Here is a 20,301-nt window from a genome sequence, read left to right as displayed (position 1 = left end):
GGTCACATCAGCATTCATTAGTAAGCCTGTTATTTTGTGTGGAGAATGAACATCAGCCTAGCGGGGAAATCCCTAGGGTCTATTTAGGATCGTCAACAGACCCTAACTCGCTAATGCATTACTAAGTGCAACGTATTGCGCCACGGTGACATTTTCTGGTCGGCAGCTTGGGTCGATGCCTAAATCAGCCAGCACTTGATCGTTGGCGATGCCTTTCAGATTATTGCGCAGTGTTTTTCTACGTTGAGCAAAAGCCGCCAAAACGAGTTTACGCAAGTGGTCTTCATTTTTTGCTGGGTAAGGCAAGACATCGTAGGGCACCATACGCACAACGGCGGAATCGACTTTCGGTGGCGGATCAAAAGATTCTGGTGGTACATCGATGATGTGATCCATCAAATAGCGGTACTGCAGCATGATGGAGAGACGACCGTAATCGGTGGTGCTTGGCTCTGCGACCATGCGTTCGACGACTTCTTTTTGCAGCATGAAGTGCATGTCGTAAATGACGTCAGCAAAGGTCGCTAGATGGAATAATAAAGGCGTTGAAATATTGTACGGTAGATTGCCGACTAATTTGATGCGACCACCCGGTGCAATTTCACGGGCAAGCGCGCCAAAATCAAAATTTAGCGCATCCGCGTTGTGAATCACAAGGCGCTCGGGCGGATAAATACCAGATAAATGGCTGACAATATCGCGGTCAATTTCAACGACATTGAGCTGCGGCACCCGCGCTAGTAATGGTGTCGTGAGCGCGGCAAGGCCGGGACCAATTTCAACGATGACATCGCCTGCTTGCGGGTCAACTGCATTGATAATGCCGGCAATGACGCCTTGGTCTTGTAAAAAGTTTTGCCCAAAGCGTTTACGGGGAATATGTGCCATGAAAATCCTGATTCTCTAAGAGAATAAATAAAGCGAGTGATTTCGCTATTGTAAAGCAGTCACGCCGCGTGCTTTTTCCGTTGGTCGATTCGAAACACAACGTAGCGGCGCGGGTTTAGGTGTGTGCGGCGAGTGTGGCAGCTAATTGCGTGGCGGAGATGAGGCTGCCGACTTCGGCTTGGCCGGTGCCAGCTAAATCTAATGCGGTGCCATGATCGACTGAGGTGCGAATAATCGGCAAACCTAAAGTGATATTGATGCCTGCACCAAAGGTGGCAAATTTTAAAACGGGCAAACCTTGGTCGTGATACATCGCCAGCACGGCATCACCTTGTGCCAAAATCGGTGGATTAAATAAGGTGTCGGCAGGAAGTGGTCCGATCAATTGCATGCCTTGAGCGCGCAATTGATTGAGCACTGGAATGATGACGTCTATTTCTTCCCGCCCCATATGGCCACTTTCACCCGCGTGCGGATTTAGTCCAGCGACAATGATTTTGGGATTGGACAAGCCAAATTGTTGCTGCAGGTCTTGATGCAAAATTCTTAATGTGGTCTCTAGTGATTCTGCTGTGATGGCATTGGCAACGTCTTTGAGTGGCAGATGTGTGGTTGCTAATGCTACGCGCATCATTTTCTGCTCGTGGCCGTATTGCCCCGCCAGCATCATGACTACTTGCTGGGTATTAGTTCGCTCGGCAAGATATTCGGTGTGCCCAGAGAAATACCCACCCAGCTTGGCATCGTTGATGACGCCTTTATGCAATGGCGCGGTCACCATGGCGCCAAATTCACCGCTGACACAGCCATCAATTGCTCGGTCCAGCAAGGCGAGTACATAGGCGGCATTGTTTGGATTCAATTCGCCCGCCACGCAAGGCGCGCCCATCGGTATATCTAAAACGGAAATTAGCGCATCGCAGCCTACTTCATAATCAGGCCATGCCGCTACATCGGCGGCACTCACGCCAACACAGTCTGCGCGCTCAATTAATAATTGGCGATCAGCCAATAAAACAATCGGATTGCGTATATTGCTCTGAGCTAATTGAATTGATAACTCTGGGCCAATACCTGCAGGTTCGCCAGTGGTGATCGCCAATGGTCTTTGCATTATTCGTCCTTCAGGCGGATTTCAACGTGCGCGCGATCACGCAGTTGACGAATCCAATCATCGTATTGTTCTTCCGCTTTACGCTGTTTTAATTCACTGCGAATTTTAAAACGAGCACGCTCTAGGGTAACGTCTTGTTTACGGCGTCCATCAACGCGGATTAGGTGAAAGCCAAATGGGCTTTGGATTACCGTGCTAATTTCACCGATTTTGAGTGCGTTCATTGCTTTTTCAAATTCGGGTACGGTTTCTCCTGGATTGAGCCAACCTAAATCGCCACCTTTGGGCGCTGTTGCATCATCAGAAAACGCTTTGGCAAGGTCTTCAAATTTTTCGCCATTAACGAGGCGAATACGAAGTTGGCTTAGCTTTTGTTTCGCATCGGTAGTTGAGGTAATCTCATTGCTGCGAATCAGAATGTGGCGCGCATTGGTTTGCTCAACCACGACTTGTTCCTGCTGGCTACGTTTGTCGAGCAATTTGAAAATATGGAAACCAGCAGGGCTGCGCACGATATCAGTTAGACCGCCAGCCTCTAGCTTATCAAGTAGTGAAGTAAATGCTGGTGGCAAAGAGCCGGCAGGGCGCCAGCCGAGTGCACCGCCATTGTTGGCATTTTTATCGGCCGAAAAACTAGCGGCTACACTGGCAAATGAAGTCCCGGCTTCCAGCTCCTTACGCGCAGCTTGAATCTTGATACGACGCTCCTGAATTTGGTCTGGATTGGCATTTTCTGGCAGTGGGATAAAAATTTGCGCTAAATCGTATTCCATCTGCGCTTTATTGGCAGCTAGTTTTAAGTAATCATCAATCTCTGATTCGGTGACGACCACTTTGTTGTCGATTTCTCGTTCTTTTAATCGTCCTAACAACATATCTTGACGAATTTGCTCACGAAAGCCACGCCAGTTCATACCGGTTTCTTCTAGCTTTTTGCGAAACTCAGGTAGCGACATTTGATTTTGTGCGGCGATGCGATTGATGGCGTTTTCGAGTTGATTATCATCAATCCGAATTCCGGTCTGCTGTGCAAACTGAATTTGAATCTGGTCAATAATCATTCGATCGAGTACTTGCTGCAGAAGTACCTCATTGGGTGGTGCTTTCACGCTTTGCTTCGCAAGATTCTCGCGAACCGTATTCATTTTTTGCTGGAGCTCAACTTGGGTGATGGCATTGCGATTCACGACGGCAATGACGCGATCGGCTGTAATAATTTCCGCCATCAGCGAACTGCTTAATAGGGTCAGGGTGAGTGTTGCTGTGCGCAGCAAATGCATATTCTTCATACGGTCGTGCCTTTAACGAAGTTTTGGAGAGCGGTATGTGTCGGCATAACCAGGAATGGATTGCTTCAATAAATTGATCGGGTTCATCCCGATGCCCGCTAAACCGCCTAATTCTAAAACAGCAAAATAGTTTGTTTTAAACGTGTTATCGGTGGTGATGTATCGTTGAGCGGCAAAACGCAGCGCCCAGCAGCCAGCATTATATTCAAGCCCAGCAATCGTCTCTAGTGATTTGCTGTCTTTCAGTGAATAGTTGTAGCGGCCTACTGCAAACCAACCGTTCCCAAGCGGCCATTGTCCAGAGGCAGAAACTTGCTCAATCTCGGAGGGTTGATTACTCACATAGCGCAGATTCAGCGTTTTAAATTCGCTGGGAGTCCAGTTTATATTCACTTCTGAGTTGATGGTTCTGCTGGCGTTTAAATCCTGCTGCAATAGGTAATTTACATTCACGTTATTGGGAAGTTGGCTGCCAACAGTGAAAAAAAGATTTGAATTCTTTTCTTCTTCGGCATTGTCTAATCCAGATAAACTGACTTTTGGCGATGTGAGATAAAATTGCTGTCCTACACCCAGTGAAAAGCGTTCTGCGCCTGTGGCGTCATCAAAAATACGCGAACTCACTGCTAGCGTCAGATTATTGGCATCATTCACACGATCGCGGCCGGTAAATTTATTTTCTGCAAACAATTGCGACCAAGACAGTGCGGCCAGTGCCGAATCGTAGTTCGGGATATTGGCCTGCGACTTATAGGGTGCGTACAGATAAAAAATGCGCGGTTCAAGTGTTTGGACAATCCCAGAGCCAAACAATTCTCCTTCACGCTCAAAAAATAAGCCTGAATCAATGCTTGCCATTGGCACCACTAGCGATTCATTGCCTAAATTTTGTCCGCTCGCAGTTTCTGAACGGTAGGTATTAGCTTGTAGGCTCAGGCGTGGCGTGATGAAAGCATAGCTATTGGCCAGTGGTAGGCTGATACTTGGATTAATCCAAGCTCGGTCACCTTGGACTTTGGTGTCGTTCACAAAGCGGGTGATTTCACCGCTAATACGGGTTTCTAGCCCATAGCCAACTTCAGGCGCAGCACTGAAGTACCACTGCGGCATCCGCCAGTAAGGTACATCAACAGGATTGCTTGGTGTTTGCAAGGTTTGGTAGCGCTGAACCCGTAGGTGAGTCGACCAAAAATCGCCGTTGTAATTGAGTAAGGCTTCTTGCGGTAAATTGACCTGTGACGCACCAGCTAATGAATCAGAAAAATCAATGAAGTAATTGGCATCAGAGACTTTTTGGTAATTTAAACTAAGCGACAGACGATCGCTTAATGCTTGGTTATGTTGGAAATAGACGCCATAGCGATCCGTTTCTGTTTCATTATCGCGGATGCCTGCTGCACGAATAATCCCTGCATAGTCAGGTTGCAAGTAACGAAATTCGCCGCCAAGCATCACGCCTCGGTTACCGTAATAACTAGGGGTAATTGTCGCATCGTAATTCGGGGCTATATTCCAGTAAAAGGGCTGCGTGTATTGCAGACCATTCTTGTTGCTATAACCAAATGAAGGCATCAAAAAGCCGGTTTTTCGCCCGCCATCGAGGGGGAAATCAACCCATGGGTAGTAGAAAAACGGCACACCTTTAAATTCTGCCCAGCCATGCCAAGCTTGACCGTAATTGGTTGTGTAATCCAGATCGAGCTCTTTGGCATGTAAATACCAATCGTCATTGCCATCGATACACGTGGTTAAGCGGCCGTCTTGGATTTTGTATTTGTCTTTGCCGCCAAATAAAACTTTTACGCCATCGCCACGCACTCGGCCTTCGGCCATGTGATAGATTGGGTTGTCCATATCGCCGATGCGCGTTTGCATCGTCATATTCAGCGTCGTGCCTTGCAGCGTGTCGCCCGCTTGCACCATTTTGACTTTGTCACCCGCAAGAATCTGATCGGTCGTAAAGTCATTTTTGACCCAATCGGCATCGACGGTGACGTCACCACGTTTGATCACGACATTACCGCGCGCTTCTGCAAATTTTCCTTCTTGAACGCTGGCTTCATCCGACTCAATAAAAACGGGCGGTTCAACGGGGGCAGTCGTCGCTGCGGCCACGGCAAACATTGGCAAAATAGCCAAGGAAAGGGCAACGATCTTGATTTGATACGGAGGAGAATTGCGCACCTGCATGTGGCTTTTGTCATTACTTTGATAGAATTGGGTGATTCTAGCAGTAAACGCCCGAATTATTCTTAACAAACGTTGTAAATAAGGCCTAAACATCAGATGAATCGCAGCGAACAGCTTTCCAATTGGTTACAGCAAGTCCGTGGCATTGCGCCACACTCCCTCGTTTTGGCAGCTACGGATGCCAGTGTGCGCCAATATTGGCGCGCAACGTTTGCCGATTTCAGTGTCATCGTGATGGATTTTGATCCGGCGGTGTTTGATTGCGCCCCATTTTTAGCGCGTCAGCAGCAATTATCCGGCGCGGAAATGCCTGTACCTGCCGTGTATGAACAAGATCTAGCGCAGGGCTTTGTAGTACTTGAAGATTTGGGCGATGTGACTTTGGCGAGTTTATTGAGCGAAGAGACGGCGAAGGCTTGGTATCTGCGCGCAATCAAATTACTGGTTGAGCTACAAGCCAATACGTCTGATGACGAGTTGCCGAAGTTTGATGCTGAGTTCATTCAACGTGAACTCAATATTTGTCTGGAATGGTATTTTGGCCAGCAATTTGGTGTGACCCTCACAGGGAAAGAACTGGCAACTTGGGAGCGTTCATGCGCCTTGATTACGCAACAAGTATTGAGCCAACCGACAGTGTTTATGCACCGCGATTTCCATTCGCGCAATCTCTTGGTACAAAACGATGCGTTACGTTTGATTGATTTCCAGGACGCCGTTAAAGGCCCGATTGCGTATGACTTGGTGTCATTACTGCGCGATGCGTATGTAGAATGGGGCGAGACTTTTGTCTTGGACTTAGTTATTCGTTATTGGGAACAAGCCCGCGCAGCTGGACTGCCTGTGCACGAAGATTTCGGCGATTTCTATCTGGCGTTTGAAATGGCCGGTTTGCAACGCCACTTGAAAATTCTCGGCCTGTTTGCGCGTTTGAAATTCCGTGATAACAAGCCGCAGTACCAAGCCGATATCCCGCGCGTATTTCACTATGTTCGCCAAGTATGCTTGCGCTATAGCGAGCTAACACCGCTGGGTCGTTTGCTGGTGAATTTGAATGGTGAAAAAATCGAAACTGGCTTTACGTTTTAATTGAATTGATTATTGGATATGGGTATTGCCACGTAGTACTTAATAAGTATCTGCTACATGGCAATACCCTTTGTTTTTGTGCGCCATATTGCGCCTTTCTTTTTGAGTTAACAGCAATGAAAGCAATGATTCTAGCTGCAGGTCGTGGCGAACGGATGCGGCCTTTGACGGATGCGACACCTAAACCCTTGCTCGACGTGGGCGGAACGCCTTTGATTGGCTGGCATTTGCGCCGTTTAGCTGCTGCTGGTTTGAGCGAAGTCGTTATCAATCACGCTTGGCTGGGTACTCAAATCGAATCGACCTTGCAAGACGGTGCCGCCTATGGTGTACAGATTCAATATTCACCCGAAACCAGTGCCTTAGAAACGGCTGCTGGCATTGCTCGCGCCTTGCCGCTCTTGGGAGATGCGCCATTTTTGGTGGTGAATGGCGATGTATTTACCGATTTTGATTTTGCACGTTTAGCAACTGCTGCCAATCAATTGAGTGTTAATAGCGCGCTGGCGCATTTGATTGTCGTGCCCAAAGCAGGTTACCCAACGGGGCGAGATTTGACCTTGCGCGATGGCCTTGTGCGACCTTGTGGTGAGAACGACACGCCGTATACGTTTTGTGGCCTAGCCGCTTATCATCCTGCTTTTTTTGCCGATGTACCCAGCGATGCGCCAATGCCTTTATTGCCTTGTTTACTCAAAGCGATGGCGGCGGGGCAGGTGACAGGCGAGTGTTATACGGGGGAATGGCTTGATGTGGGCACCGTTGAGCGTCTCGAATTTGCGCGCCGATTGATGGCAGAGCGCCAAGCCCTTACCAGTTAATCTCGTTTTGCGTAGACATAGCACGCCTCATTGATCTGTGATTTTGATTTACTAGACTGCACGCGTTGATTCCAAGCGTAATTTCCTTGGTGGACTAGGGAAAAGGATGCTTGTTTTTTGTTGCGTTGCAACGTAAATTAAAGGTTGATCATCACGATTGGGGAAGTCTTATGTCTGAATCATCAGTGTTTGAACAATTTTTTATCGGTCAAGCTGAGCGCAACCAAGCACTGAAGCACCAACTGCGCCAAGCCTTTGATCCATTTGGTCTTTTGGCCACCACCAGCAAAGCTTATCAAGCGTGGTTGATGCACCCGCAGGATCTCAATGATGCGCTTAGTCAGTATTTGAATGATTGTGTGCGGGTTCAAGCTTGTACCATGCGTCGCTATTTGGGCGAGCCCGATACCGATTGTATTCCTCCCAATCCAGAAGACCCGCGCTTTACCGATCCGATCTGGTGTGATTCCCCTTACTGGGACAGCATCAAAGAACACTACCTACTCAATACCCGCTGGTTGCAAGATTCCTTGTACGCAACGCCGAGTTTGACCGAGCAAGAGCGGAGTAAAGCGGCATTTTGGTTGCGTCAATACCTCAATGCATTAGCTCCCACCAATTTTCTACTCACCAATCCAACGGCCATTGCCAAAGCAATGACCACGCACGGCGAGAGCTTGCTGCAAGGCTGGGAAAACTTTAAGCGCGATAAAGCCGCAGGCGATATCGCTATGACTGATTTGTCCGCGTTCACTGTCGGTGAAAACCTAGCGACCACCGAAGGTGCGGTGGTGTATAGGGGTAAACTCCTTGAAGTAATTCACTACGAGAGTAATACCCCAACAGTCCATAAAGTACCTTTGGTTTTAGTGTCGCCTTGGATTAATAAATATTACGTTCTCGATTTAAACCCACAAAAAAGCATTATCAAATATTTAGTCGACCAAGGTTTTTCTGTGTTTGTGACGAGCTGGAAAAATCCAGATGCGTCGATGGCCGAAGTCGGCATGGATGATTATTTGACTGAAGGTATCGCGAAAATCATCGATGTCGCCCGCGAAATCTCGGGCAGCGATAAAGTCAATTTATTGGGTTATTGCATTGGTGGTACTTTGGTGAGTTTGTATCTCGCTTGGGCCAATCGGCAAAATCCAGAGCAAGTTCCTGTTGCCTCGACCACTTTGCTGACCACGCTCACCGACTTTGAACGTCCTGGTGACATTGAAGTCTTTATCGACGAAGACGGCCTTGATTACATCGATGCCATCATGGAGCGCAAAGGTTATCTCGATGGCAAAGATATGGCCGCCAGCTTCCGCATGCTGCGCAGCAATAGCTTGGTGTGGAACTACTGGGCCAGCAATTATCTAATGGGCGAAACGCCGATGGCGTTTGATGTGCTGTATTGGAATATGGATACCACACGCATGCCGAAGAAGATGCACCACACCTATCTGCGCGAATTGTATTGGCACAATAAAATGATTCAGCCTGATGCGCTTACCATTGCCGGTCAGCCAATCGACTTGGGTAAAATCACGCAGCCGATTTATATGGTCAGTGCCGAAGAAGACCATATCGCACCGTGGAAACAAACCTTTACTCTGGTGGATCGCGTCGCCTCGCCGGTGACGTTCACCTTATCGACGTCGGGTCACATCATCGGCATTATTAATCCACCTGGGCCCAAATCCAAACGCAGCTTTTGGCAGGGCACGCCGAATGCCAAAGAGTCGCCCGAAGATTGGCTCGCCAGCAAAACGCAGGTCGCAGGCTCATGGTGGCCGAATTGGATTGAATGGCTTAAACCATATTCGGGTGAGCAAGTGAAACCGAAATTGTCGAGCCGAGCCAACCCTAAGCTCTGCCTAGCACCGGGCACTTATGTGTTGGAATAAGACAAGGCAATAAAATTTGGTCTGAAGCACTGAGCTTTGCGCCAAAGCAATATCATAGATGCGCCAGCATGAGTACAATGCTGGCGTGTCTGTTAGGTAGTAAGACAAAAGTTCTCCAGTAGCGTTGCTTCGTCTTGCAGTACGATTTGTACTGCCTGCGACTTTTCGCCTTACTGGAAAACTTTTGTGCCGTTACTACTATTCCTTTTTATGTAGGGGCAGCAAGTATTTTGACGGTGGCGAGTAATTATTCTCGCTACTGAAGTTGTGGTTTTAATCAAGTTTGCGCATGAAGCGCACAATTTAAATCTGAGGAAACTGTGATGGCAGCAACGCGTACTGATTTAGCAAATGCAATTCGTGCACTGGCAATGGATGCTGTGCAAAAAGCCAATTCAGGCCACCCAGGCGCGCCAATGGGAATGGCTGAAATTGGTTTGGCTTTGTGGGGCGGCAAAATGCGCTTCAATCCACAAAACACCGCTTGGGCTAACCGCGACCGTTTCGTGTTGTCAAACGGCCATGGCTCGATGCTGCAATATGCTTTGTTGCATCTCACAGGCTTTGATGTATCGATTGAAGACATCAAAAACTTCCGTCAATTCCATTCAAAAACCCCTGGCCACCCAGAAGTTCATTACACGCCAGGTGTAGAAACAACGACTGGCCCTCTTGGTCAAGGTATCACCAATGCAGTGGGTTTTGCTTTGGCAGAAAAACTGCTGGCTGCGCAATTTAACAAACCAGGTCTAGACATCGTTGATCACCACACTTATGTATTCATGGGTGACGGCTGCTTGATGGAAGGTATTTCGCACGAAGCTTGCTCATTGGCAGGTACTTTGGGCTTGGGCAAATTGGTTGCGTTCTGGGACGACAACGGCATCTCTATTGATGGCCACGTTGAAGGCTGGTTTACAGATGACACGCCAAAACGTTTTGAAGCCTACGGCTGGCATGTGATTGCTGGCGTTGATGGTCATGACGTTGATGCATTGAACGCAGCGATCGATGCGGCTAAAGCTGAAACCAACAAACCAACATTGATCTGCTGCAAAACCATCATCGGTAAAGGTTCGCCAAACAAAGCAGCCAGCCATGATTGCCACGGCGCACCATTGGGCGATGCAGAGATCGCAGCAACTCGCGAAGCCATTGGCTGGCCATACGCACCGTTTGAAATCCCTGCTGATGTGTACGCTGGTTGGGATCGCAAAGCCGCTGGTGCTGCGTTTGAAGCTGAATGGAACACCTTGTTTGCTAAATACAGCGCGCAATTCCCAGCTGAAGCTGCTGAATTTACTCGCCGTATGAAAGGCGATTTGCCAGCAAACTGGAACGACATCGTAAAAGCAGCCGTTGCGGATGCAAACAGCAAAGCAGAAACGATTGCAACACGTAAAGCCAGCCAAAACGCTTTGTCGGCCTTGTGCCCACAATTGCCAGAAATGCTCGGCGGTTCTGCTGACTTGACGGGTTCAAACTTGACCAACTGGAAAGGCTCTACGAGCTTGAAAGTGGTTGATGGCCAAATCTCTGGTAACCACATCAGCTACGGTGTGCGTGAGTTCGGTATGAGCCACATCATGAACGGTATCGTGTTGCATGGTGGTTTCCGTCCATTCGGCGGCACGTTCTTGATGTTCTGCGAATACGCTTTGAATGCATTGCGTATGTCAGCGTTGATGAAAACCAACAACATCTTCGTTTACACGCACGATTCAATTGGTTTGGGTGAAGACGGCCCAACGCATCAGCCAGTAGAACAAATGCAAACCTTGCGTTGCATCCCGAACATGAACACATGGCGTCCTGCGGATACCGTTGAATCGGTTGTGGCTTGGGCTGCCGCAATTGGCGAACGTACTTCGCCAAGTTCATTGGTGTTCACACGTCAAAACTTGCAATTCCAAACCCGTACTGAGCAACAATTGGCTGATATCGCCAAAGGTGGCTATGTACTCGTTGATGCAGCGAATCCGCAAGTTGTGATTATCGCAACGGGTTCTGAAGTGGATTTGGCGGTGAAAGCGGCAGCAGAACTCAATGCTGCAGGTACTGCAGTGCGCGTGGTTTCAATGCCAAGCACCAATGTGTTTGACAAACAAGACGCTGCTTACAAAGCATCAGTATTGCCAGCTGGCGTGCCACGCTTGGCAGTTGAAGCTGCAACGAGCGACTTCTGGCGTAAATATGTGGGTCTCGAAGGTGATGTCATCGGTATCGATACCTTCGGCGAATCAGCACCAGCGCCATTGCTCTTCAAACACTTTGGTTTCACGGTAGAAAACGTAGTAGCTCGTGCGAAAGCATTGGTGAAATAAGTTTTTCCAGCCCCAATAAAAAAGCGCCTTCGGGCGCTTTTTTATTGGGGATAATTTTTAGAGTGGTGTTCAAATTTAAGTGTTAGTTTGTGTGTTAGCGCGTGTTATCTTAGATCTGGAAAATAGAGAACGAAATTTTATGAATACGATTCAAAGAGTTCAAGAGTGGTATGCATCGCAGTGCAACGAAGATTGGGAGCACTCTTATGGAATCACTATAGAAAATATCGACAATCCTGGTTGGATCGTTAAGATTGATCTGACTGAGACTAATTTATATTGCGTTCCTTTTGAAGAGTTTCAGCGAGAGCAGCGTGACGATGAGCTTGATTGGGTAAGCTGCAAATCGGATGGAGTGAAGTTCATCGGTGCTTGTGGCGCTAGAAATCTTGAAGAGGTTTTAATTATTTTTCTGAACTGGGCAGAGCGAGTAGGCCGCACTTAATACGATTCGTAGAACCGTGGGTTATGTTAAAGAAAATTCAGAACTGTAGTGTGCTAATTTTTTCGATGCATTACTAATTGGCTGCAGCAGGGACATAGCCATGACTGATGAGTAATAAGGCAATCGTAGTAGCGAATTGTTTTTATAGTGTTCTCTCATTCATTAAATTTGTTCTTGCGCGCAATGCGCGTATCCAGACCCCATCGGCCGCAAGAAAGACTAGCAATCACTAATAACATTAAGCCCCACTCTAGATGATCTTGTAAAGCCGCTGGAATCTCATGCAATACATGGTAGTACGACACTAGAGCCACAATGTTGACAGCAAAAAGGCCCAAGGCAGACAGGCGTGTTAGTAGTCCGAGCGTGAGCAACACGGGTAAAATCAGCTCCGCAGCCGTGCCGCCCATCGCAGCAATCAGTGGCGGTAAAAAAGGTGTTCGATATTCTTCGGTAAATAAAAACACTGTCGTTTCCCAGTCTTGAATTTTTGTCAGACCCGAAAGAAAGAAAACTTTGCTCACGTACAAGCGCAAAAGTAAGTCAGCGACAGGGGCTAGCGCATTGAGAGGCTTGGCCGAGATCAGCGCGTTGAGCAAAACTTTGGGCGACATGAGACAGTTCCTAGTGAGTAAGTAATGACTATAGTCGGTGAATAGATTCAGTTCTTACATGGTGGTTTAACTAAATAACTAAATTTTTAGGGGCAACAAAAAAGCCACCGAAATATCGGTGGCTTTTTTATTCAAATCGCAGATTAAGCGCGTTTTTTGAATTCGTTGGTGCGCGTGTCGATCTCGATTTTGTCGCCGATTTCGATGAACGCAGCCACTGGCAATTCAAAGTCAGTGCCTTTCAATTTTGCTGGCTTCATGACTTTGCCTGAAGTGTCGCCGCGAACTGCTGGCTCAGTGTATTCAACTTCACGAACTACAACTGTTGGCAATTCAACAGAAATTGCTTTGCCATCGTAGAAAGTCACTTGGCATTGGTCTTCCATGCCGTCAACGATCAAACCACGTGTGTCGCCCAAGTTGTCGGCTTCAACGTCGTGTTGGTTAAACTCAGCGTCCATGAAAATGAACATTGGGTCAGCGAAGTAAGAGTAGGTGCAATCGAGTTTTTCTAAAGTCACAACTTCGAGTTTGTCGTCTGATTTATAAACGACTTCAGAGCCAGAGCCTGTCAACAAACCTTTCGATTTGATTTTCACTACTGAAGAGTTACGGCCTGATTTTGAGAACTCAGTTTTTTGTACGACCAAAGGTTGGCCATCAACCAAGATTACGTTACCAGAGCGAACTTCGTGTGCAGTTTTGATTGCCATGTTTTTACATACCTAAATGCGGATTAAATAGAACGGGTTTTAAGAGTGCGGCGATTTTGTAAGCATTAATGCAAAATACATCCAAAGCGTTGTTTGGTCCCACTGTACTTTTAGGACCGTGCTTGACGTTACGCTTTGCCGATCTTTTGCTACTAACTTATCAGTACTTTTAAAACGCGCTCGACACAATTGACTATTTTAACTTGGATTGGGTGAACTTGACCAGATTAGTCGCAAGATCTCCCTGCGCCGCTAGTCGTAAAGCCCAATTTTTAGCATGTTGCCGCAAAACTTCACGCTCGGTATTGAGGATTGTCCAACTTTGCGCAATGTCGCCGCCTTGATTCCACGTGTAATAAAAATCACGTAGCGCTTGTGCGAGCTCGTCGGGCAGGTCAGCTAGATAGAGCTGCAAAAAAGCAACGAGTTTTTCGAGATGAGTATCTTCTGATTGCGGATAAATCTGCCAGACCATGGGTAGACCTGCCCATTGCGCGCGCACAAATGAGTCTTCGCCGCGTACAAAATTGAGATCGCAACTCCAGAGCAGTTGATCGTATTGATCTTGCGGCAACATCGGCAAGATTGAAATCGTCACCGCACCGTACTGATATACCTCTCCAGCGTGTAGCTCTGCTTGCATAAATAATTGTGTTATTTGAGGCAATACCCTACCTTGCGGCACAAAGAGATGGATCGGGTTGGGGCTGTCTTTTAATCGGTGTAACCAAGCATTAAGCGCCGAATTTTCATAAGCAAACAGCGAAATGTATTGCGTGTCTGCGGTCTCTGCTGGGCGCTTCGGAGCGAGTTGTTGACGCAATTGTTTTGCATCTGCAGATTGCCAAGCTCTGCGTTGTTGGCGCATAGATTGCTCGCCGATCAGTCCGCCGGTTTTATCATTAAAGCCTGGGAAGAAAAAGTATTTACTGAGGCCTTGTTGCGGCGAGGGTAGGCCGTGGCAGCCGCTGACCCAGTCTTCCGCACTGAGGTAGTCGAGGTTGATCCAAATCGGTGGCGTGGTGCTGCTACGCATCTGCTCAATGTAGGCCGTCGGTAAATCGCAAGCAAAGGTTTCAATCACCACATCGTTGGCCTGAATGTCTGCAGACCACTGTTCTGACCAATGCCGAATCGTGACGGATTCGAGTTTTTGTTCGGCGAGATTTGGATTGATTTCGGCACGAATTTTGGCAAAGATGGCAAGGTCATCTACCCACAAGGTGATTCTAAGCGGGTGCTCGTGCGCGAGTTGCCGCGCCAAACGCCAGCAGACGCCGATATCGCCAAAATTATCAACTACGCGGCAAAAAATGCTCCATGTCTGCACGTTCAAGCCTGTTTATCAGTGGGTTTCAATAAAAAAGGCCCCGAGTAAATCGAGACCTTGGTCGTGAAGCAGATTGTACTTACTGTGCTTCGCTGGCTGTCGCTGGTGTTTCCCAAGGCAATGGCACTTTAATGCCATTTAAAATAAAGATGCCTTTATTGAGGGATGCCGTGGTGGCGAGTAATTTGCCTTCGACTCGAATCAGATTTTGTTCAGCGAGTTTATTAATTTGGCCTTCAACAAATTGCCCTGCTAAGAAATCCAAAGAATCCATATCAACTTGCGTATCTGGCCCGCCAAATACATTGCGAGCTTGCCACAGGGCTAAAGTTTCGACCACTTTGCGTGGCACTGCAAAATCGGCTTTCGCTGAAATCTTGTTGACCAAATCAACGGGTTTATCCAAATCGGCGGCTACAAAGCCTTTGAGGCCGACTTCGCCAGTAAAGTGGATTTTGCCATCGGGTAATTTGACTTCGAGTTTTTTGATCGCCAGTTGGGGATCGTTTTGCAATAAAGGCAGGCCGTGTGTTTTGGCTAAGTTGGTCAATGCTGCCGTGAGTTGCTCGCTATCTAGATTTTGTTTTTGGATGATCGTGAGTTCATCGCCAATTTTGGCCAGTGTTTTGCCATGCAAGTGATTGGCTTCAGCAATTAATACGGCGGGGCCATAGGCTTGCCCATCTAGAATGAGCTTGGCGAGATCAATTTTGGCGCTGCCATTGATAAATTCGCCCGCTTCTTTGATATCTCCAGCATAAGCGAGGTTTTCTAAGTTGAGCTTAATCGGCGTGCCTTCAATCAGCTGCAAATCAAGTTTGCCGATTTTGGCTTCTGTGCTGCCGATCATAATACCGCTAGTGCCACGCACTTGCTGCATTTTTAGGCTGAAGTCGGTCAGTGCAAATTGGCCTTTAGTTTTGGCTTCGCCAGTGATGCCCGGTGCATTTGCAAGCAGTGTGACGCGATTAAAGTCGCCGCCGTAATCTAATGTTGCATCAAGGCCTTTCCAATGCGCTTTGATGCCAGAAAGGGCCTCTTCGTATTCAAAGCTAGGTACGGATAATTTGACGATACCATCATCGTTAAAACTGATGCGGTTTTCGATGGTAATGGGTTTTTGTTCACCAAAAAATTTAGCTAAAAACTTCTGGGTATCGGCTGAAAAGACAAATTCTGTATTGACCGCAGCTTTATACGGTAGAAGATTAAATTTGCTCAATAAAGGCAGTGGGCCGTGTTTGATGTGATTGGTATACGTCACTTCAAACTTTTGGAGTGGCTGACCTTCTTTTTCGAGCAAGAAGCGATAAAGCTCAGGGCGCACTTGCAATGTCGTGGTTTCGGTTGAACTAAACCAGCCACGTTGGTAGTTGTGAGATTTCACAATGAAGTAAGGTAAGTTACTGAGCCATTCATGCTGTTTTTGCATGGTTTTTTCGACGGCTTGGCCGGCAAAATAGCTGCCTCCGACGTATGCAATAGCAAGGGCGACGAAGGTGATGCTGCTGGCCAAAACAACTTTACGTTTCACTGTGAAATCCTTTAAGACGATAAGTGGGCGTGAGCCCACTCTAGTACAACAACAGACTTAAATACGGCGAGCAAGTTCCTCGGCAGTACCGAGGTAAGTCGCTGGCGTCAGTGCTTTGAGGCGGTCTTTGGCATCTTGTGGGATCGCCAAGCCATCAATAAACACGGCCAACGCTTCTTTGGTGATACCGGTTTTGCCACGCGTCAACTCTTTGAGTTGCTCGTATGGATTAGGTACACCGTAACGGCGCATTACGGTTTGAATTGGTTCAGCCAAGACTTCCCAGTTGTTGTTCAAATCTGCTGCCATCGCTTCGCGATTAGCCATCAATTTGTTCAAACCTTTGAGTGCCGCCACGTAACCGAGCAAGGTGTAGCCCAAACCCACGCCCATATTACGCAATACGGTCGAGTCGGTCAGGTCGCGCTGCCAGCGTGAAACAGGCAGCTTTTGGCTCAAGTGAATCAAAACGGCATTGGCCATACCGAGGTTACCTTCGGAATTTTCAAAGTCGATTGGATTCACTTTATGTGGCATCGTCGAAGAACCGACTTCGTTTTTGTTCACACGTTGCTTGAAGAAGCCTAGAGAGATATAGCCCCAGATATCACGGTTCATATCGACCAAAATCGTATTGGCACGCGCAAAGTCATCGTACAACTCGCTCATATAATCGTGCGGTTCAATTTGGATCGTGTACGGATTAAAACTAATACCGAGGCTTTCTACAAAGCGTTGGCAGAAACCTTCCCAATCAAAGCCAGGGTAAGCCGATAAGTGTGCGTTGTAGTTGCCCACTGCGCCATTGATTTTGCCGAGCAGTTCAACTTCAGAAATACGTGCGAGTTGACGTTCTAGACGGAAAGCGACGTTGGCCATTTCTTTGCCCATCGTCGTTGGCGTTGCCGGTTGGCCGTGCGTGCGGCTCATCATCGGCGCGTCGGCCAATTCGTGTGCCAACTCTTTGAGTTTGGTGATGATTTCTGAGAGTTTTGGCAACATCACGCCTTCACGCGCGCCTTTAAGCATCAATGCATGTGACAAGTTATTGATGTCTTCAGAAGTGCAGGCAAAGTGAATAAATTCGCTGGCGGCAGACACTTCGGCGTTGCCCGAAAGGCGTTCTTTCAGCCAGTATTCAACTGCTTTTACGTCGTGATTGGTGGTGCGTTCAATCGTTTTTACTTCGAGTGCGTGTTCAGTATTGAACTGGCTCACCACCGCATCAAGTTCAGCAATTGTCGCTGCTGAAAATGGTTTGATGTCTTCAAGCGCAGCGTCGCTGGCGAGGGCTTTCAGCCATGCCACTTCAACCGTTACGCGGTTTTTAATCAGCGCATACTCACTGAAGTGGGCACGTAAATCGGCCAATTGTTTTTCGTAGCGGCCGTCTAGCGGCGAAAGCGCGGTAAGTGCTGAAAGTTCCATAATGCCAACCCGTCCGTAGGTCTTAACTCAATCAAAGCGCAGATTCTAACACACTGCGCGCATCGCCTCACAGCCACGCGTGTCGTCAATTGGGCCGCTTAAACTGTTGGCACAATGCACACCTGAAATTCGATTCGTGACAGCAGCGCATTTCAGATGAATAATGCGATATCTTACAAGTTTGATGTTTTTAGTGTTTTTTTGTTTGAAATTGTAAGCGGAGTGGTGTTCTACGAGCATACCGTTCGAGTGTGCCGTAACAGACGAGGAGAAGTGTGACGATGTCGGGCTATACGCAGTTAACGCCAGAGTGGCAAGAATGGATTATTGAAAATCTTGCGCGAGGTTGTCAGGCGCAAACGCTGGTGCAAACAATGATTGAGAAAGGCTTCGATGCCATGTTTGCTAATGCCGTGGTGTTTCATTTCTCATCGAGCCCAGTGCAGCGTGATTCTGCTGCCCAAGCGAATATAGATGCTGAGAACTAATTTATGGGTATAGCTTTGTAGCCTTTTTTAAAATAACTGGCTTGGCCATATACCTTTGGATTATTTTTTAAGCGATCAAAAGTAGAAAAGTTGATCTTTAGCTTTTGAGTGAAAAGCCCGTCAGCGTGACGGGCTTTTTTGCGTTCTGTGGTCGGCATTTTGTCGATGTGTTGTTTGCAAATAAAACTTACAAAATTATAGTTATAGCATATTGCTAATGAGAATGATTTTCGATAATATGTGCGAATGATTCTCGATAACAGAAAAACTATTTTATTGGTGATGCTGGCGCATGTGGGGGTACTGCATGCTGTGATGACATCATCGCCGCCGAAAACCACAGAAGCAGAGCCGATTGTGATGCTGGCGATGCCGGTGGCAATGGGCGAGCGTGCTCCGGAAGTTGCGCCTGCCAAGCCTGTGGTAAAGGTGAAGCAAAAGGTTCAGCAGGTAAAACAAAAGGTGCAAGAGCGCCGTATGGCAAAGTCTGCTCCGGTTGCGCCTAAACAAGAAGCAACGCCAGAGCGCGTTTCAACAATGGAAGTGGCAGCAGTAGAAAAACCGCAAATTGCGCCAGCAAAAGATGAAGGGCAAGGCGCAACGAGCACCAAGGTGGTGGCAGCGACAACGGGCGGTGGTGCACAAGGACAAAGTACCGAGCGCAATGAGGCACCGACTGAGCCTAGTTTTCACGCCAATTATTTGAATAATCCCAAGCCACGCTACCCGCTGCAGTCCAGAGAGTTGGGCGAAAAAGGCGTGGTGTATTTGCGCGTAGCGGTGAATCAACAGGGCCTCGTCGATCAGGTTGAGTTGCACAAAAGCAGTGGATTTTTACGCTTGGATCAGGAAGCACAAAATACGGTGCAACGCTGGCGGTTTGTGCCTGCCAAGCGGGGTGATGTCGCTGTTGCAGGAACGGTCATTGTGCCGGTTGTTTTTTCGATTAAAAGTTCTTGAGGTACGGTAATGGATTTGTCTTTGGTATTGCACTCGGGTGACCCTGTATTGCAAGCAACGTTTGCTTTATTAGTGTTGATGTCGGTGGTGAGCTGGGTCGTCATCGTGGCGCGTTCGCGTTTGTTGTGGGTAATGAAGCGTCATCAACAAAGGTTTATGAATGAATTTTGGGATGCTAGCGATTGGCAAGTTGCACTGAGTTTGGCGGCAAAAAATCAGTCGCCAGCGGCGAAATTAGCGACTTCGGCGGCAGATGGCCTGCGTCATTACCGCGCCCATGAAGGTGGTGGCTTGGGAAAAGGCGTTTCCTTGGATGAGTATTTAGTTCGCAAATTACGGACGCGTTTAAGTCAAGAAACAGCGCAAATGGAGCGCGGCTTGACGTGGTTGGCTACGACTGGTTCGGTAGCGCCATTTATTGGTTTATTTGGCACGGTTTGGGGCATTTATAACGCTTTGGTTGGGATTGCTGCGAGTGGCAATGCTTCCTTAGCCACAGTGGCAGGCCCGATTGGTGAAGCCTTGGTAGCGACTGCGGCGGGTTTGGCTGTCGCGATTCCTGCGGTGGTGGCCTACAACGCATTTATTCGCGCCAATCGCCGTTTTGGCCAAGAGCTAGATGGCTTCACACATGATTTGCATGCGCAGTTGCTGACGGAGGGTGGTCATGGGATTCGGTAGTTTTGGACGGCGTGATCCTGAGTCGATGGTGGGAATGAATACGATGTATGGGTCGGAGGTGCAACATGGGATTCGGTAGTTTTGGTCAGCAAGACGCTGCGCCGATGGCGGAAATCAATACCACGCCATTGGTTGATGTGATGTTAGTGCTGTTGGTGGTGTTTATCGTCACCGCGCCCGTGATGACGCATGCCGTCAAAGTCGAGTTGCCCAAAGCGAGCGCTGCAGTGGTTCAGCAAGAAAAAACACCGTTGCGGCTGACACTACAGGCCGATGGTGGCTTGTTGGACGACAAGACCTTAATCGATGCGACCACATTAGATGCGCGGCTTGCTGCGGTTTTTGCCGCCGATCCACACACCGAGGTGCATATTTACGCCGATAAAACTGTGCAGTACGAACGTATCGCACAAACCATGTCCGCTGCGCAGCGGGCAGGTTTAAACAAGATTGGTCTGATGACCAATGGGCAGGGAGGTTGAGTGTTCTGAAGTT

18 protein-coding genes are annotated in these 20,301 nt (G+C 48.0%); 9 read left to right on the top strand and 9 right to left on the bottom strand.

Annotated features, from left to right (window positions below; all coding sequences use genetic code 11):
- Positions 1–102: 102 nt before the first annotated feature.
- The 4 genes from rsmA to K4H28_RS09630 form a co-directional block, all read right to left on the bottom strand.
- Positions 103–888 (bottom strand): 16S rRNA (adenine(1518)-N(6)/adenine(1519)-N(6))-dimethyltransferase RsmA, encoded by a 786-nt coding sequence (rsmA, locus tag K4H28_RS09645; RefSeq protein ID WP_221004999.1) that lies wholly within the window; start codon positions 886–888, stop codon positions 103–105.
- Positions 889–1,003: 115 nt separating this feature from the next.
- Positions 1,004–2,002: a 4-hydroxythreonine-4-phosphate dehydrogenase PdxA gene (gene pdxA / locus K4H28_RS09640; RefSeq protein ID WP_221004998.1), complete on the bottom strand. Its 999-nt coding sequence runs from the start codon at positions 2,000–2,002 to the stop codon at positions 1,004–1,006.
- Positions 2,002–3,291 carry a peptidylprolyl isomerase gene (locus K4H28_RS09635; RefSeq protein WP_255573490.1) on the bottom strand — a complete coding sequence of 430 codons (1,290 nt, stop codon included), beginning with the start codon at positions 3,289–3,291 and terminating at the stop codon, positions 2,002–2,004. Before K4H28_RS09635 ends, pdxA begins: the two co-directional genes overlap by 1 nt.
- Positions 3,292–3,303: 12 nt before the next feature.
- Positions 3,304–5,475, bottom strand: a complete 2,172-nt coding sequence (locus tag K4H28_RS09630; RefSeq protein ID WP_221004997.1) for an LPS-assembly protein LptD — start codon at positions 5,473–5,475, stop codon at positions 3,304–3,306.
- A gap of 102 nt (positions 5,476–5,577) precedes the next feature.
- Here K4H28_RS09630 and K4H28_RS09625 point away from each other — a divergent pair, with 102 nt between their 5' ends.
- The 5 genes from K4H28_RS09625 to K4H28_RS09605 all read left to right on the top strand — a co-directional run bounded on the left by K4H28_RS09625 (position 5,578) and on the right by K4H28_RS09605 (position 12,058).
- Positions 5,578–6,570, top strand: a complete 993-nt coding sequence (locus K4H28_RS09625) for an aminoglycoside phosphotransferase family protein (RefSeq protein WP_221004996.1) — start codon at positions 5,578–5,580, stop codon at positions 6,568–6,570.
- Positions 6,571–6,686: 116 nt separating this feature from the next.
- Positions 6,687–7,391 carry an N-acetylmuramate alpha-1-phosphate uridylyltransferase MurU gene (gene murU / locus K4H28_RS09620; protein ID WP_221004995.1) on the top strand — a complete coding sequence of 235 codons (705 nt, stop codon included), beginning with the start codon at positions 6,687–6,689 and terminating at the stop codon, positions 7,389–7,391.
- A 170-nt stretch (positions 7,392–7,561) separates the two neighbouring features.
- Positions 7,562–9,289 (top strand): PHA/PHB synthase family protein, encoded by a 1,728-nt coding sequence (locus K4H28_RS09615; protein WP_221004994.1) that lies wholly within the window; start codon positions 7,562–7,564, stop codon positions 9,287–9,289.
- A gap of 323 nt (positions 9,290–9,612) precedes the next feature.
- On the top strand, positions 9,613–11,613 hold the full coding sequence (gene tkt / locus K4H28_RS09610) for a transketolase (protein WP_221004993.1): 2,001 nt from the start codon (positions 9,613–9,615) through the stop codon (positions 11,611–11,613).
- A gap of 139 nt (positions 11,614–11,752) precedes the next feature.
- Positions 11,753–12,058 carry an immunity 53 family protein gene (locus K4H28_RS09605; protein ID WP_221004992.1) on the top strand — a complete coding sequence of 102 codons (306 nt, stop codon included), beginning with the start codon at positions 11,753–11,755 and terminating at the stop codon, positions 12,056–12,058.
- A 155-nt stretch (positions 12,059–12,213) separates the two neighbouring features.
- On the opposite strand, the gene K4H28_RS09600 is transcribed toward K4H28_RS09605, so the two are convergent.
- The 5 genes from K4H28_RS09600 to purB form a co-directional block, all read right to left on the bottom strand.
- Positions 12,214–12,672, bottom strand: a complete 459-nt coding sequence (locus tag K4H28_RS09600) for a DoxX family protein (protein ID WP_221004991.1) — start codon at positions 12,670–12,672, stop codon at positions 12,214–12,216.
- 143 nt (positions 12,673–12,815) lie between these two features.
- Entirely contained in the window at positions 12,816–13,379 is a 564-nt protein-coding gene (locus K4H28_RS09595) for an elongation factor P (protein ID WP_221008013.1), read from the bottom strand.
- A 199-nt stretch (positions 13,380–13,578) separates the two neighbouring features.
- Positions 13,579–14,715 (bottom strand): elongation factor P maturation arginine rhamnosyltransferase EarP, encoded by a 1,137-nt coding sequence (gene earP, locus K4H28_RS09590; RefSeq protein WP_221004990.1) that lies wholly within the window; start codon positions 14,713–14,715, stop codon positions 13,579–13,581.
- A gap of 79 nt (positions 14,716–14,794) precedes the next feature.
- Positions 14,795–16,249 (bottom strand): YdgA family protein, encoded by a 1,455-nt coding sequence (locus tag K4H28_RS09585; protein WP_221004989.1) that lies wholly within the window; start codon positions 16,247–16,249, stop codon positions 14,795–14,797.
- A gap of 57 nt (positions 16,250–16,306) precedes the next feature.
- Entirely contained in the window at positions 16,307–17,677 is a 1,371-nt protein-coding gene (purB, locus tag K4H28_RS09580; protein WP_221004988.1) for an adenylosuccinate lyase, read from the bottom strand.
- Between the two features lie 281 nt (positions 17,678–17,958).
- On the opposite strand from purB, the gene K4H28_RS09575 reads away from it, so the two are divergent.
- From K4H28_RS09575 to K4H28_RS09560, 4 genes are all read left to right on the top strand, one after another.
- Positions 17,959–18,165, top strand: a complete 207-nt coding sequence (locus K4H28_RS09575; protein ID WP_221004987.1) for a hypothetical protein — start codon at positions 17,959–17,961, stop codon at positions 18,163–18,165.
- Between the two features lie 246 nt (positions 18,166–18,411).
- Positions 18,412–19,125 carry an energy transducer TonB gene (locus K4H28_RS09570; RefSeq protein ID WP_221004986.1) on the top strand — a complete coding sequence of 238 codons (714 nt, stop codon included), beginning with the start codon at positions 18,412–18,414 and terminating at the stop codon, positions 19,123–19,125.
- A gap of 9 nt (positions 19,126–19,134) precedes the next feature.
- The gene (locus K4H28_RS09565; RefSeq protein ID WP_221004985.1) at positions 19,135–19,806 is read left to right on the top strand and encodes a MotA/TolQ/ExbB proton channel family protein; all 672 of its coding nucleotides are present in this window, start codon (positions 19,135–19,137) and stop codon (positions 19,804–19,806) included.
- A 65-nt stretch (positions 19,807–19,871) separates the two neighbouring features.
- Complete coding sequence (locus K4H28_RS09560) at positions 19,872–20,288, top strand: ExbD/TolR family protein (protein WP_221004984.1); 417 nt, start codon at positions 19,872–19,874, stop codon at positions 20,286–20,288.
- Positions 20,289–20,301: the final 13 nt, after the last annotated feature.

It is taken from the genome of Deefgea tanakiae (genome assembly GCF_019665765.1).
In the GTDB taxonomy this organism is placed as follows: domain Bacteria; phylum Pseudomonadota; class Gammaproteobacteria; order Burkholderiales; family Chitinibacteraceae; genus Deefgea; species Deefgea tanakiae.
Note: the sequence above shows the minus strand (reverse complement) of the source record. Positions and strands in the feature narration are given on the sequence as shown.